A 13750-nucleotide genomic window follows, 5' to 3' on the forward strand; every position below is an offset into this window, starting at 1 on the left:
CGGCCCTTCGCGAACCCTCAGCCCCGCGGCTTGAGCGCGCGGCGCGACCGCAGCCACGCCAGGCCGGCCACCAGGGCGCCGAACGCCCACAGCGGCCACAGGCCCCAGCGCGACACCCACCAGGCGTAGGGCGTGACATCGCCGCTGCGCCCCAGCACGTCGCCCACCAGCACGCCGCGCACGTGCGACGGCAGGCGCTGGGTGACCACGCCGCGGTGGTCGATGATGGCCGTGGCCCCGGTGTTGGTAGCGCGCACCATCGGCCGCTCGAACTCCAGCGACCGCATGCGGCTGATGGACAGATGCTGGTCGATGGCCACCGAATCGCCGAACCATCCGATGTTGCTCAGGTTCACGAAGATCGTGGGCGCCTGGGACGGGTCGGTAAAGCGCGCGCCCAGTTCTTCGCCGAACAGATCCTCGTAGCAGATGTTGGGCGCGATGCGCTCGCCCACCCACACGAACGGCGCCTGCCCCACCGCGCCGCGGTTGAAGTCGCCCAGCGGGATGTTCATCATTTCCGTGAACCAGCGGAAGAACGGCGGGATGAACTCGCCGAAAGGCACCAAGTGGTGCTTGTCGTACTGGTAGGGCTGCGCCTGTCCCGGCGCGAAGCCCATCGCCGAATTGGTGTAGCCCAGCGCCATGTCGCCCAGCGGAATTCCAAGCAGCGCCGCCTGGGGTTTTGGGGCCCCTGCGCCGGCGCTGGCACCGGAACCGCCCGCGCCGCCGTCGGCCGCCTTCGGCGCCTGCGTGTAGCGCGCGGTGATCGAATCGAGGTAGCCGGGGATCAGTTGCTGTGGCAGCAGCGGAATGGCCGTCTCGGGCGCCACCACCAGGGAGGCCTGGGCGCTGCGCAACTGCTCGGCATACCAGCGCAGGGCGGTCGGCACGCCGCTGCCGGCCTGGAATTTCTCGTCCTGGGGAATGTTGCCCTGCAGCAGCGCGATCGACAGCGGCGCCGGGCGCCGCATGGGGGTGTGGCACAGCTCGACGGCGCAGTGGCGCTGGGCGGCCAGCCCGGCCCACGCGGCCACGGCCAGCCCCAGCACCACCCAGGCCCGCAGGCTGCGCAGATCGCTGCGCCGCGCCTGGGCCACCAGCATGGCCAGCGTGGCGGCGATGAAGCCGATGCCGTACACCCCGACCGACCGGGCCAGCACGGCCAACGGGCCCTCGACGTGCGCGTAGCCGCCAGCGCCCCATGGGAAACCGGTCCACCATTGGCCGCGCGCCAGTTCGGCCAGCAGCCAGAATGCTCCGAAAATAATAGCAACCTGCCAGCGTCTTGATTGCGCCAGAGCCCTAAAACACCCTGAAGCCACCGCGTAGTAACTGCCGAGAAACGCCGCCAGCCCCACCACCGCCAGCGCGGCCAGCGGCGCGGCCAGTCCGCCGTAGGTGTGCATGGAAATGAAAAGCCACCAGAAGGTGCCCGTCAGCCAGGCGGTGGCGAACGCCCAGCCCAGCAGCGCGCCCTGCCGCGCGCTGCGGCTGGCCACCAGCAGGCGCGCGAAGACGCCCAGCGACAGGAGTTGCAGCCACCAGACCGGCTCGCCGCCCCAGGGCCAGGCGATGGACGCCGCCTGCGCCAGCCCCGCCAGCAGCGCGGCGCCCACTGCCAGCACCGCGGGCCCGACCGGGCCCCGGCGCACACCGGCGGCGCGCATCACTCCGACGCCCGCGAGGCGTCTTCGGCGGGCACCGGCGACACCTTGAACCAGCGCACCGCGCCGCCCTTGGTGTGCAGCACCACGAACCGCAGCCCGCCGAGATCGAGCGTCTCGCCGCGCTTGGGCGCACGGCCCATCTCGTGGGTGATGAGCCCGCCGATGGTGTCGAAGGCCTCCTGGCGGTCGGAACCCTCCAGCACCGCGCCGAACGCTTCGGCCACGCGCTCGACCGGGGTGTCGCCGCTCACGCGGTAGGTGCGGTCGGCCAGGCCGAAGATGTCGCCCTCGTCCTCGGGAATGTCGAACTCGTCCTCGATCTCGCCGACGATCTGTTCCAGCACGTCCTCGATGGTGACCAGCCCGGCCACGCGGCCGAACTCGTCGATCACCACCGCCATGTGGATGCGGTTCACGCGGAATTCGCGCAGCAGGTCGTTCAGGCCCTTGCTCTCCGGCACGAAGGCGGCCGGGCGCAGCAGCGCGCGGATGTTCAGCTCGGGCGCCCGCTGCAGCTTGAGCAGGTCCTTGGCCATCAGGATGCCGATGATGTTCTCGCGCTCGCCGTGGTAGACCGGAAACCGCGAGTGCGCGGTGTCGATCACCTGGTGCAGCAGGGCGTCGAACGGCGCCTCGATGTCGATCAGGTCCATGCGCGGGGCCGCCACCATCACGTCGCTGGCCGTCATCTCGGCCATGCGCAGCACGCGCTCGAGCATGACGCGGGCGTCGGCGTTGATGATCTGGTTGTCTTCGGCTTCCGCCAGGGTGGCGATCAGCTCGTCGGTCGAATCCGGGCCGGGATGGATGAATTCGACGAGCCGCTGCAGGAACGTGCGCTTGTCCTCTCGGTCGGACGGGCGCGCGGAATGGGGGTCGGACACGGTCTTGGAAGGCAGGACGTGCGGTGGTTGATCAGGCCCCAAGGATAGCGGAAGCCATGCCGCCACCGTGCCGCGGCGCCCCCGGCGCGGTCATTCGGCCGACTGGTGGCGCCCTTCGCGCACGCCGCGCCGCACTTCCTGCAGCCCGGAGAGGAAGCCCCAGAACTGCCGGGCCTGCTTCTTGAAGCGGTAATCCATCTCGGCGAACTGGTGCACCACCATCTGCGCCATGCGCGTATCCAGGCCCGCACGCGGCAACTGCAGGTACGCCTCCGATTCGGAGCCATCGCGGCGTACGGTGGCGCCTGCGTCGCGGGCGATCTTGAGCATCGCGGTGTTCTCGCTCAGCGCATGGATGAACACCATGCTCACGCCCTGATTGCGCGCATGCATCACGGCGCGCTCGAACAGCCGGGCGCCGAAGCCGCGGCCCCGCGCCTGGCCCAGCACGGACACGCCGAATTCGGCGCAGCTTTTGTGTTCGGGCGAATCGGCATAGGCCAGGTGCGCCACGGCGATGAGTTCCAGCCGGCGGTTGTAGATGCCGAAGATCTCGTCGCGCACGAAATCCAGTTGTTCCACGTAGCGCTGCACCTGTTCGTCGCTGGCCGCGTAGCCGAAGCGCAGGTAGCGGTCCGCCGGCTCCAGCCGCAGCAGGTGGGCGGCGATGCGTTCGCGGTGGCCGGGGCCGAGCGAGCGGATCGGCACCATGACTGGCGAGCCTCCCGGCCGGCGCGGGGGACGGGGCGCTCCGCTGGGCAGCAGCGGGCTGCCTGCAGGGGTGGGCGCGCGGAGCCAGTCTTGGGTGGGGTTCATGGTGGGCCGATTTTAGGGTTTTCCCCTAGATTCAGCCAACAATTTGTTGCAATGCAGCAAGGCCAGCAGGGCGATACAAGCCCTGGAGGCCTCCAGCGCATGTTCCATCTGCGCAAGGCGCTATGAATTTAATAGCATCTTTGCGCCACACCTCGGTTGTTGCCCCGTTTGCACGCTACACAGGCACGGCCGTGGTCGCCTTCACCCGGTCCAGCACGAAGCTGGTCTTGCAGTCCTGCACGCTGGGGTGTTTGAGCAGCGTATCCATGATGAAGCGGCTGTAGTGCGCCATGTCGGCCACCACCACGCGCAGCAGATAGTCCATCTCACCCGTGAGCGCGGCGCACTCAACCACTTCGGGCCAAGTTTGCACGCTGGCGCGGAACAGGTCCATGGGGTTGCGCTTGTGGCTTTCGGTGTGCTTTTCCAGCCGCACGTTCAGATACGCGGTGAGCCCCAGCCCCACCGATTCGGGCCGGACCAGCGCCACGTAGCGGTCGATCACGCCGCTGTCTTCCAGGCGCTTGGCGCGGCGCAGCACGGCGCTGGGCGACAAGCCCACCCGCTCGCCGATTTCGTCATAGGTTTCGCGCCCGTTCACTTGTAAACAGCGCAATATGGCGCGGTCGAGCTTGTCGAGTGCGTGGTCAGCGGTCATGCCGCAGGATTCTACGGAGGCTGAGCGCGCCCGCGAGGGCCGATTCACCGCGTAACACTGCACGTATGTCCCGATGTGGAGCACGGCGGAACGTCGCAGAATCTACAGAAAAAGAACGGTCGTTCTTTTTTATAAGAGTGTTTTCACACCACCGGAGACAAACCATGCACGTTGCCTTCAGCCGCCTGCTGCGCGGCCTCGCTTTCGTTCTGGCGGCCTTTGCCTTGCAGGGACTTCAGGGGGCCAGCGCCCAGTCCGGCCCAGCGCAGACCCGCTACCCCATCGTCCTGGTGCACGGCCTGTTCGGGTTCGACTCCGCGCTGGGGGTGGATTACTTCTACCGCATTCCGCAAGCGCTGCAGCACGACGGTGCCAGGGTGTTCGTGGCGCAGGTGTCGGCCGCCAACAGCACCGAGGTGCGGGGCGAACAGTTGCTGGCGCAGGTCAAGAACATCCTGGCGCTCACCGGGGCCGAGAAGGTGAACCTGATCGGCCATTTGCACGGCGGCCCCACGGCGCGGTACGTGGCGGGCGTGGCGCCGCAATCGGTGGCGTCGGTCACCTCGGTCGGGGGCGTCAACCGCGGCTCGCGCGTGGCGGATGTGGTGCGGGGCGTGGCCCCCAAGGGCAGCGTGAGCGAGGCGGTGGCGAGCCAGGCGGCTTCGGCGCTGGTGGCGCTCATCAACCTGTCGTCGGGCGGCAGCGGCCTGCCGCAAATGCCGACGGCGGCGCTGGATTCGCTCACCACCGCAGGCTCCGCCCGGTTCAACCAGCGGTTCGGCGCGGGCATTCCCACCAGCGGATGCGGCGACGGGGCCGATCTGGTCAACGGCGTGCGCTACTACTCCTGGACCGGTGTCCGCACGGTGACCAATGTGCTGGACGCCAGCGACGCGCTCCTGGCGACGACCGGGCTGGTGTTCAACGAACCCAACGACGGCCTGGTGTCCGCCTGCTCGGCACGCCTCGGAAAACACCTGGGCGACTACCGGCAGAACCACCTGGACGAAGTGAACCAGCTGCTGGGCCTGCGCGACTGGTTGTCGGTGGACCCGGTCACGCTGTATGTGGACCAGGCCAATCGCCTCAAGAGAGCGGGCTTGTGAAACGCGCCGGGCGCGCAGCGCTGGCGGCGGGCGGCCTGGCCACCGCTGCGGCGCTGCTCTGGTGGACCGGCGGCGGTCCTGACCCGACAACGGACGCAGGCGCTGGGCGCCGCCCGGGCGTGCACGCGCCCGGCATCGCATCAGGCCCGGTCGCCCGAAGCCCGACTGCCCCCGCCGTCTGGGACATTCCCGCCCCACCCATGGCGACTGCCAGCGACGACCCGTTGCTGACCCCAGGCCTGCGCGACACGCTGGAGGCCCTGTTGCTCGCAGCGGGCGAGGCGCCGGAGCCGCAGCGTCTCAAGCAGCGGCTGGAAGGGCTGGTCAGCCAGTTCTTTCCGCCGCAGGTCGCCACCCGGGCCCTGGCCCTTGCGCACCGCTACGTGGACTACCGGGTGGCGCTCGGACGGTTGCAGGCACCCGCCGACCTGCGCGATCCTCAGGCCCTGCGCCAGGCGCTGGCTGCACGGCAGACGGTGCGCAGGGCCTATTTCGAGCCGGACGAGTTCCAGGCCCTGTTCGCGGCCGACGCCGAGATGGACCAGTACCTGCTGGCGCGGCTGGAGATCGAGCGTAGCCCTTCGCTCACGGCCGAACAGAAGCAGGGCGCATTGCAGCAGGCCGAAGGCGCGCTCGGCCCCGCGCTGCAGGCACAGCGGGCGGCTGCGGTGGCGCACGCCGGCGTGGCCCAGCAGAGCGCCGCCTTCGATGCCCAGGGCACCAACGCATCGACCCGCTTCACCGCCCGCAGCGCGCAGTACGGCGCAGAGGCGGCCCAGCGGCTGGCCCAGCTCGACGCGCAGGAGCAGCAGTGGCAGTTGCGGCTCGGCCAATACCAGGCGGCGGTCGGCTCGGCGGCGACTGAGACCCGGCTGGCCCAGTTGCGGGACGAGATCTTCACCCCGCAAGAGCAGCTTCGCCTGAATGCGGCGCTGGCCCTGCGAGCGCAGCCGACCAGCGCTGTGCAGTGACCAAGCCGCCCGGACAGAGCCACCCTTGCGGCGGCGTTCGCGCGCCGCACGCAGTTTTCCTGCAAAACGCATTGATCGAGGTCATGAATTCGCCTGAATGCTGAGTCTCTACGGCCTAAAGTGGATGGCAGACATCCATCCACGAACGGAGACGCCATGAACGCAGCCTTGCCTCAGCAAGCCACGCAAGACACCGCCGCCTGGGAGAACCCCATGGGCACCGACGGTTTCGAATTCATCGAATACGCCGCACCCGACCCGCAGGCCATGGGCAAGGTGTTCGAAGGCATGGGCTTCAAGCCCGTCGCGCGCCACCGCCACAAGAACGTCACCCTGTACCGCCAGGGCGAGATCAATTTCATCATCAACGCCGAGCCCGACAGCTTCGCGCAGCGTTTTGCGCGCATGCACGGCCCGAGCGTCTGCGCCATCGCTTTCCGTGTGCACGACGCCAAGGCCGCCTATGAGCGCGCTCTCGGCCTGGGCGCCTGGGGCTATGCCGGCACGGCAGGCCCCGGCGAGCTGAACATTCCCGCCATCAAGGGCATCGGCGACAGCCTGATCTATCTGGTGGACCGGTGGCGCGGCAAGGGCGGCGCGCAGCCCGGCGACATCGGCAACATCGGCTTCTTCGATGTGGACTTCGAGCCGCTGCCCGGAGTGTCGGCCGAAGAGGCGCTGAACCCCCACGGCCATGGCCTGACCTACATCGACCACCTGACGCACAACGTGCACCGGGGCCGCATGAACGAATGGGCCGAGTTCTACGAGCGCCTGTTCGGCTTCCGCGAGATCCGGTACTTCGACATCGAAGGCCAGGTCACCGGTGTCAAGAGCAAGGCCATGACCAGCCCCTGCGGAAAGATCCGCATCCCGATCAACGAAGAAGGCAAGGAAAAAGCCGGCCAGATCCAGGAGTACCTGGACATGTACAACGGCGAAGGCATCCAGCACATCGCGATGGGCTCGAACGACCTGTACGCCACGGTGGACGCCCTGCGCGGCGCGGGCGTGCGCCTGCTGGACACCATCGACACCTATTACGAACTGGTGGACAAGCGCATTCCCGGCCACGGCGAACCGCTGGCCGAACTGCACAAGCGCAAGATCCTCGTGGACGGCAAGAAGGACGCGCTGCTGCTGCAGATTTTCAGCGAGAACCAGCTGGGCCCGATCTTTTTCGAGTTCATCCAGCGCAAGGGCGACGACGGTTTCGGCAACGGCAACTTCAAGGCGCTGTTCGAAAGCATCGAACTCGACCAGATGCGCCGCGGTGTTTTGAAATCCGAGTGAAAGGCTTGTAACCGGATGCTCCTTCGCAACGACGTCTCTCTATACTGCGGCACGTCTTAGATCCGGAGGAGATACCGTGAAGTCACTGAGTGCGAAAGCCTGCATAGCGGGCGTATTGCTGGTTGCGGCAGGGATGGCCGCGCAGGCCCAAACCCCGTCCGCTCCCTTGAAGATCGTCGTGCCCTACCCTGCGGGCGGGCCCGTCGATGCATCGGCCCACATCGTGGCCGAAGGCGCCAAGGCGGCGCTGGGCAACGTGGTCGTGGAGAACAAGCCCGGCGCGGGCGGCAACGTCGGCGCCGACCTGGTGGCCAAGGCGCCGGCCGGCGGCAATCTGCTGGTGATGGGCGCAGTGGCCACGCACGCGGTGAACCCCTGGCTGTACAAGAGCTTTCCGTACGACCCGATCAAGGACTTCAAGCCGATCGCCCTCGTGGCGCGCACGCCCAACGTGCTCGTGATGAGCGCCGAGCAGGCCAAGACCTTGGGCATCAACAGCACGACGGAACTGGTGCAGTACCTCAAGAAGCACCCGGACCAGCTCAAGTACGGCTCGGGCGGCAACGGCAGCATCGGCCACATCGCGGCCGAGATGTTCAAGTCGCTGACCAACACGCGCATGTCGCACGTGCCGTTCCAGGGCTCGGCCCCGGCGCTCAAGGCATTGCAGGCGCAAGAGGTGAGCCTGGTGTTCGACAACCTGGCCTCGTCGCTGCCGCTCATCAAGGCCGGCAAGCTGAAGGCGCTGGGCGTGACCTCGCTGGGCCGGGACGACGATCTGCCCGACGTGCGCAGCATCAACGACGAAGTGCAGGGTTTCAACGTGGTGACGTGGTTCGGCCTGTTCGCGCCCGCCGCCCTGCCCGACGCCGACGCCCGCCGCTACGCCATGGCGTTCACCGCGGGCATGAAGTCGCCGGCCAGCGTGGAGCGCTTCAAGAAGATGGGCCTGGAGCCCGAGGACGTGACGCTCGAAAGCTTCGGCCAGTTCGTGCGCTCGGAGCACAGCAAGTACGGTTTTCTGATCAAGGCCGCAAAGATCAAGATGGATTAGCCGCGGTCGGGGGCATGACGGCCCGGGCTGCGGCATGGATAACAACCAAGGAGCCAAGCATATGGGACAGCCCCCCGTCGTCTACGGTCAATCCGACCGCCCTCCCCGTGGCGATTACGCCCGCGCCAACGCCGACTACACCTGCGCGCAGGACTACTCGGCCTACACCGCGGCCGACCACGACACGTACCGGCGCCTGTACGAACGCCAGTCGGCCCTGCTGCCGGGACTGGCAAGCGATGCGTTCATCGCCGCCCTGCCCTCGCTCGGCGCCAGCGACCGCATCCCGCGCTTCGAGGAAGTGAACGAGCGCCTGTACAAAGCCACCGGCTGGGAACTGGTGGGCGTGCCGGGGCTGATCCCCGAGGTGCCCTTTTTCACCCTGCTGGCCAATCGCAAATTTCCGGTGACCGACTGGATCCGCACGCCGCAGGAGTTCGACTACATCGTCGAGCCCGACATTTTTCACGACCTGTTCGGGCATGTGCCGCTGCTGTTCAACCCGGTGTTCGCCGACTACGTGCAGCGCTACGGCCAGGGCGGGTTGAAGGCCCACGACCTGGGCGCCTGCGAACTGCTGTCGCGCCTGTACTGGTACACGATCGAGTTCGGACTCATCCGCCAGGACGATGGCCTGCGTGCTTACGGCGCGGGCATTCTCAGTTCTTCGGGCGAACTGGCCCATTCGGTGCGCAGCCCCGAGCCGCAGCGCATTCCCCTGCAGCTGGAGCGCACCATGCGCACCCGCTACAAGATCGACACCTACCAGCAGACCTACTTCGTCATCGATAGCTTTCAGCAGCTGTTCGACATGACGGCGGCCGACTTCGCCCCGATCTACGAGCGCGTCAAGGGCCAGCCCGAGTTCGCGGCCGACGAGCGCGAGGCCGTTCCCGCCTGACAGGCCCCAGCCGGCCGCCGCTTCGCACGCGGCGGCACGGCTTCGCGCCCAGCGCTTACCGGTTCGGGCGTGTGCGGATGATGGGCCCGTCATCCGCCGCAAGGTCAAGCTGGCGCCCAGCGCGAGGCACATTGGCGGCGGATTTCGTTGAGGAATCCATTCATGGCGCGCATTTCAGGCATTCAGGCACCGCTGCGCCCCGCAGCGGGCATCGTCGTCGACGCCACGCCGGGGCTGATGACACCCGTCACGCCCGTACGGCGCAGGCGCCAGCCCCCTTCCACCGAGCAGACGCTGCCCGAACTGGCGCGGCGCCTGTCCGCCGCCCCGTCGATGGCGCCGCGCACATCGCTCAACGTGGTGCGGCATTCCCTGTTGCCGCCGCAGTTTCAGTCGCCCCAGCGGCCCGGCACTGCGCCGCCCACCACCTATCAGCGCCATTCGAAGCTGCCGCCGCAATACCAGTCGCCACTGCAGCAAAGCTTCCTGCCGCCCCAGGCCTACCAGCGTCACTCGGCGATGAATGCCTTCCAGTCGCCCTACGCGCCGGTTGTGCCAGGGCAGTTCGGCGGCTCGGTACTGCCGCCGGTGCCAGCATCGCAAGACCCCTCCCGGCCGGAAGCCGCCGCGCAAAGACCACCCAGGGCGTCGGTGCTGCCGCCGCAGCCGCGCCCCGGCCTGCAAGGCGCGGTCCCGCGCCCGCAAGCGCCCCGCCCTTCAGTGCTTCCGCAGAGGCCTTCCTTCAACCAGAGCAACAGCAGCAGCACGAGCGGTAGCGCAGCCTCGTCACAGGCGCCCATGGAAACCCGGTACTCGGTGCTGCCGGCCAAGCTGCAGGCTGCCTCGGCGGCGTTCCAGAACGTGGCCCACGCCGCGGTGGCCATCGGCCTGGAGAGCGCCAACACCGTGCAGATCACCACTGCCGTTCAGGCCAAGGAAGTGCTGGCCAAGGTGCAGCGGCTGGCCACGCAGACGGCGCCGGCCCTGCATGCGCTGGCGGGCGCACTGGGAAAGATGGTGGACACCAAGGCACGGCTGTCACCGGAAATGCGCGAAGAGCTGGCCGGCACCGGCCAATCGCTGGTGACCACCGGCCAATCGCTGCAGGCCTTCTTGAACCACACGCTGGGACGTTTCGCGCCGCAGACCCTGCCGCCGGAAACGCCGGCCGATGCGACGGCGGACGCCGAAGCTGCCGATAAGGCCGAAGCCGAAGCCGAAGCGAAGGATGCAGCGGCACCGCCGCCTCTCCGCCGCCGTGGCTGAAACGCATTCAAGCCTCGCACCCCAGGCTTGGGCACTTTCAGCACCATCGCAACGCTGTGAATGGCTGTCCCCGCAAGGGCCGCGGGACCTCCTTTTCAAGGCGCCGCGATGATGTCCAGACAGGCCCCCACCACCGGCGGATGGAAAGCCATCTGCACATGCGCCAGGCCTTCCACGAAGCGGTTGTCCGCCCCGTCGAGCGTGGCGGTGGCGGTCGGGTAGACCGCGTTGTCGCAGTTGGAATAAAAGCAGGTGAACAAAGCCCGGCGGCCGGGCGGCTCATCCTGCGCCAGTTGCCGCAGCCACTCGCCCTGCGGCACCATCTGCCGGCCGTTGATGGACCGGCTGTAGCGCGCGGCCCAGGCCCCATGGTGCGGAGAGCCCAGCGTGATCACGCGGTGCACGCGCGCATCGGCCTGGCGGGCCCGCAGCCACGCCCGCACAGCCAGGCCGCCCATGCTGTGGCCGACCACGACCGGCGGCCGGCCCGTGGCGGCCGTGACGCGGCGCACGGCCTCGTCCAGCGTGTCCACATAGTCATCGATGCTGCCGAAAGCGGGCTCCATCGTCACCGCCACGAACGGGTGGCCCCGGCTGCGCAGCACCTTCATCCAGGGCGTCCAGAATCCCCGGTTGCAGAGGAAGCCATGCACCAGCACCACCCCGCGCGCCGGGGAAGGCCCGTCCACTGAAGCGGGCGGCAGCCAGTCGGGAATGGCACGGTGGCGAAACGGTTGCCACCAGCCGAACACCACGCTCGCCCAACGCGCCTCGGCCGACCAGGCCCGCACCAGTTGCGCCAGCGATGGCGCGGGCAGCCCGCCAGCATGGCCGGCGCGCCCGTTCACCCGCGCCATCGCAACGAACTGCAGCCCCATGAAAAGGCGCAGCAGCAGCATCGCCGCCGCCAGCCCCAAGAGCGCCCGCACGGGCGAAGCGGGCCATTGCCACACCAGCCAGCCCCCAGCCAGCAGCAGGTTGCACACCACCATCCAGCGTTGCCATCGCGCATTGGTCAAGACAGGCACCTCCTCGGAAAAAATGCAGTGCGCATCATGTCACTTGCGGGACGGGCCTAGGACAAGCCCCCTGGACAGGGCGCAGGGCGCTTCCACAATCGTGCCCACATTGCCCCCAGCACGGAAAGGACGAGCGCATGGAACGGATCTGGCTGAAAAACTATCCCCCCGGGGTGCCACACAGCGTGGAGCCCGAGCAATACCGCTCGCTGCCGCACCTGCTGGAGGAATCGTTTCGCAAGCATGCCGACCACCCGTTCTCGGTGTGCATGGACCGCTGGATGACCTACGGCGAGCTCGACCGCCTGTCTGCCCAGATGGGCGCGTGGCTGCAGGGCCAGGGGCTGGAGCCCGGCGCCCGCGTGGCCATCATGCTGCCCAACGTGCCGCAGTTCGGCGTGACCATGGCGGGCGTGCTGCGCGCCGGCTACACCTGCGTGAACGTGAACCCGCTATACACGGCGCGCGAGCTCGAGCACCAGCTCAAGGATTCGGGCGCCACCGCCATCGTGATCCTGGAGAACTTCGCGCACACGCTGTCCGAGGTGATCGACCGCACCGGCGTGCGGCACGTGTGCGTCGCCAGCATGGGCGATCTGCTGGGTGCGGCGTTCGGGCGCTGGATCACCTTCGCCGTGCGCCATCTGGCCAAGATGGTGCCGGCCTACGAGATCCCGCTCACCAACGGCCGCCAGGTGGTGCCGTTCAATAAGGCCCTGGCCCTGGGAGAGCGGCGCACGCTGGCTCCCAGCCATGCCACGCTGGATTCCACCGCCTTCCTGCAATACACGGGCGGCACCACCGGGCTGTCGAAAGGCGCTGCGCTCACGCACCGCAACATCGTGGCGGCCACGCTGCAGGCCGAGGCCTGGTTCACCCCGGCGCTGTCCAAGGTGGGCGACGTGCGCAAGGCCAACAGCATCGCCGCGCTGCCGCTGTATCACATCTTCGCGCTCACGCTGTGCCTGCTGGCGATTCGCCAGGGCTCGCACCTCACGCTGATCCCCAACCCGCGCGACATTCCGAAGTTCGTCGCCGTGCTGAAAAAGCGCCCCTTCCACATGCTGCCGGCCGTGAACACGTTATTCAACGCCTTGCTGCACAACCCGCAGTTCACCGCGCTCGACTTTTCGCAGCTGTGCGTGTCGCAGGCCGGCGGCATGGCCGCGTCCGAAGGCACGGCGCGCCAGTGGCAGAAAGTGACCGGCAGCACCATGATCGAAGGCTGGGGCATGAGCGAGACCTGCGCCATCGGCACCAACAACCCGGTGAACAACACCCAGTTCACCGGCACCATCGGCCTGCCGCTGCCGGGCATCGACATCGCCATCAAGGACGACGCCGGCGAAAGCCTCGCCGTCGGCCAGTCGGGCGAGATCTGCATCCGCGGCCCCAACGTGATGACGGGCTACTACCAGCAGCCCGAAGAAAACGCCAAGGCCTTCACGGCGGACGGATTCATGCGCACGGGCGACATCGGCGTCATGGACGAGGCCGGCTACACCCGCATCATCGACCGCAAGAAGGACATGATTTTGGTGAGCGGCTTCAACGTGTTCCCCAACGAACTGGAGCAGGTGATTTCGATGTGCCCTGGCGTGCTGGAATGCGCGGCCATCGGCGTGCCCGACGAAAAACAGGGCGAGGCCATCAAGGTGTTCGTGGTGAAGAGCGACCCGGCCCTGTCGGAGGAAGACGTGGAGCGGTATTGCCACGAGCACCTCACCGGCTACAAACGGCCCCGGCACATCGAGTTCCGCGATGCGCTGCCCAAGACGAACGTGGGCAAGATCTTGCGGCGGGAACTGCGCGGGTAGTCTGTTGGGGAGTGCCCGCCAGCCGCCACTGATGTGATCGGCGGGGGTTGTATTCGTCCTGCATCTTTTCCCAGGCCCTATAGCTGGCCGCCCAGATGAGTTGCCACGCTTTCTCCGTTGCCATCCACCCGCCCGATCGGCGTGCCCAGCTGATCGCACAGGTAGTGCCGAGCGGATGGTCAGCGGGTTGGTTTTCGCCTGCGCTTGTCTCTCAGCCTGCAAGCGACCCACGCTGCCCGCCATGAGCTGCGCCAGCTCCTGGGGCATGTGCGCCTGCGCCCGTTGCAGCGCCTTC

The 13750-nt window shown here is 67.9% G+C and carries 12 protein-coding genes; 7 read left to right on the forward strand and 5 right to left on the reverse strand.

Translation table 11 applies throughout. The features are described 5' to 3' along the window. Positions 1-17: 17 nt before the first annotated feature. The 4 genes from lnt to BLT03_RS19155 all read right to left on the reverse strand — a co-directional run bounded on the left by lnt (position 18) and on the right by BLT03_RS19155 (position 4028). Complete coding sequence (gene lnt, locus BLT03_RS19140) at positions 18-1670, reverse strand: apolipoprotein N-acyltransferase (RefSeq protein ID WP_092745355.1); 1653 nt, start codon at positions 1668-1670, stop codon at positions 18-20. Further along, positions 1670-2554, reverse strand: coding sequence for a CorC family transporter (locus BLT03_RS19145; RefSeq protein WP_092745356.1), 885 nt, complete (start codon positions 2552-2554; stop codon positions 1670-1672). The genes lnt and BLT03_RS19145 overlap by 1 nt, the downstream gene beginning before the upstream one ends. 90 nt (positions 2555-2644) lie before the next feature. Beyond that, positions 2645-3370 carry a GNAT family N-acetyltransferase gene (locus BLT03_RS19150; RefSeq protein WP_092745357.1) on the reverse strand — a complete coding sequence of 242 codons (726 nt, stop codon included), beginning with the start codon at positions 3368-3370 and terminating at the stop codon, positions 2645-2647. 175 nt (positions 3371-3545) lie between these two features. Then, positions 3546-4028 carry an Lrp/AsnC family transcriptional regulator gene (locus BLT03_RS19155; protein ID WP_092745358.1) on the reverse strand — a complete coding sequence of 161 codons (483 nt, stop codon included), beginning with the start codon at positions 4026-4028 and terminating at the stop codon, positions 3546-3548. Positions 4029-4192: 164 nt separating this feature from the next. Here BLT03_RS19155 and BLT03_RS19160 point away from each other — a divergent pair, with 164 nt between their 5' ends. From BLT03_RS19160 to BLT03_RS19185, 6 genes are all read left to right on the forward strand, one after another. Beyond that, positions 4193-5134 (forward strand): esterase/lipase family protein, encoded by a 942-nt coding sequence (locus BLT03_RS19160; RefSeq protein WP_092745359.1) that lies wholly within the window; start codon positions 4193-4195, stop codon positions 5132-5134. Next, on the forward strand, positions 5131-6105 hold the full coding sequence (locus BLT03_RS19165; protein ID WP_092745360.1) for a lipase secretion chaperone: 975 nt from the start codon (positions 5131-5133) through the stop codon (positions 6103-6105). Before BLT03_RS19160 ends, BLT03_RS19165 begins: the two co-directional genes overlap by 4 nt. Positions 6106-6261: 156 nt before the next feature. Then, positions 6262-7398, forward strand: coding sequence for a 4-hydroxyphenylpyruvate dioxygenase (gene hppD / locus BLT03_RS19170; protein WP_092745361.1), 1137 nt, complete (start codon positions 6262-6264; stop codon positions 7396-7398). A gap of 133 nt (positions 7399-7531) precedes the next feature. Beyond that, on the forward strand, positions 7532-8452 hold the full coding sequence (locus BLT03_RS19175; RefSeq protein WP_175537808.1) for a Bug family tripartite tricarboxylate transporter substrate binding protein: 921 nt from the start codon (positions 7532-7534) through the stop codon (positions 8450-8452). 61 nt (positions 8453-8513) lie between these two features. Continuing rightward, positions 8514-9353, forward strand: coding sequence for a phenylalanine 4-monooxygenase (gene phhA, locus BLT03_RS19180; protein ID WP_092745362.1), 840 nt, complete (start codon positions 8514-8516; stop codon positions 9351-9353). Positions 9354-9515: 162 nt separating this feature from the next. Continuing rightward, positions 9516-10619: a hypothetical protein gene (locus BLT03_RS19185; protein ID WP_092745363.1), complete on the forward strand. Its 1104-nt coding sequence runs from the start codon at positions 9516-9518 to the stop codon at positions 10617-10619. A gap of 95 nt (positions 10620-10714) precedes the next feature. Here BLT03_RS19185 and BLT03_RS19190 read toward each other — a convergent pair whose 3' ends face one another. Further along, the gene (locus BLT03_RS19190; protein ID WP_092745364.1) at positions 10715-11638 is read right to left on the reverse strand and encodes an esterase/lipase family protein; all 924 of its coding nucleotides are present in this window, start codon (positions 11636-11638) and stop codon (positions 10715-10717) included. Between the two features lie 137 nt (positions 11639-11775). Between BLT03_RS19190 and BLT03_RS19195 the strand changes: the two genes are divergently transcribed. After that, on the forward strand, positions 11776-13455 hold the full coding sequence (locus BLT03_RS19195; RefSeq protein WP_092745365.1) for an AMP-binding protein: 1680 nt from the start codon (positions 11776-11778) through the stop codon (positions 13453-13455). Positions 13456-13750: the final 295 nt, after the last annotated feature.

The sequence above is a fragment of the Paracidovorax valerianellae genome, from assembly GCF_900102625.1.
In the GTDB taxonomy this organism is placed as follows: Bacteria; Pseudomonadota; Gammaproteobacteria; order Burkholderiales; family Burkholderiaceae_C; genus Paracidovorax; species Paracidovorax valerianellae.

What these genes read in the sequence shown, in the direction of transcription:
- BLT03_RS19195 (WP_092745365.1), top strand. Translation starts at nt 11,776, where the DNA reads ATGGAACGGATCTGGCTGAAAAACTATCCCCCCGGGGTGCCACACAGC.
- lnt (WP_092745355.1), bottom strand. Translation starts at nt 1,670, where the DNA reads ATGCGCGCCGCCGGTGTGCGCCGGGGCCCGGTCGGGCCCGCGGTGCTG.
- BLT03_RS19150 (WP_092745357.1), bottom strand. Translation starts at nt 3,370, where the DNA reads ATGAACCCCACCCAAGACTGGCTCCGCGCGCCCACCCCTGCAGGCAGC.
- BLT03_RS19160 (WP_092745359.1), top strand. Translation starts at nt 4,193, where the DNA reads ATGCACGTTGCCTTCAGCCGCCTGCTGCGCGGCCTCGCTTTCGTTCTG.
- hppD (WP_092745361.1), top strand. Translation starts at nt 6,262, where the DNA reads ATGAACGCAGCCTTGCCTCAGCAAGCCACGCAAGACACCGCCGCCTGG.
- BLT03_RS19185 (WP_092745363.1), top strand. Translation starts at nt 9,516, where the DNA reads ATGGCGCGCATTTCAGGCATTCAGGCACCGCTGCGCCCCGCAGCGGGC.
- phhA (WP_092745362.1), top strand. Translation starts at nt 8,514, where the DNA reads ATGGGACAGCCCCCCGTCGTCTACGGTCAATCCGACCGCCCTCCCCGT.
- BLT03_RS19175 (WP_175537808.1), top strand. Translation starts at nt 7,532, where the DNA reads ATGGCCGCGCAGGCCCAAACCCCGTCCGCTCCCTTGAAGATCGTCGTG.
- BLT03_RS19155 (WP_092745358.1), bottom strand. Translation starts at nt 4,028, where the DNA reads ATGACCGCTGACCACGCACTCGACAAGCTCGACCGCGCCATATTGCGC.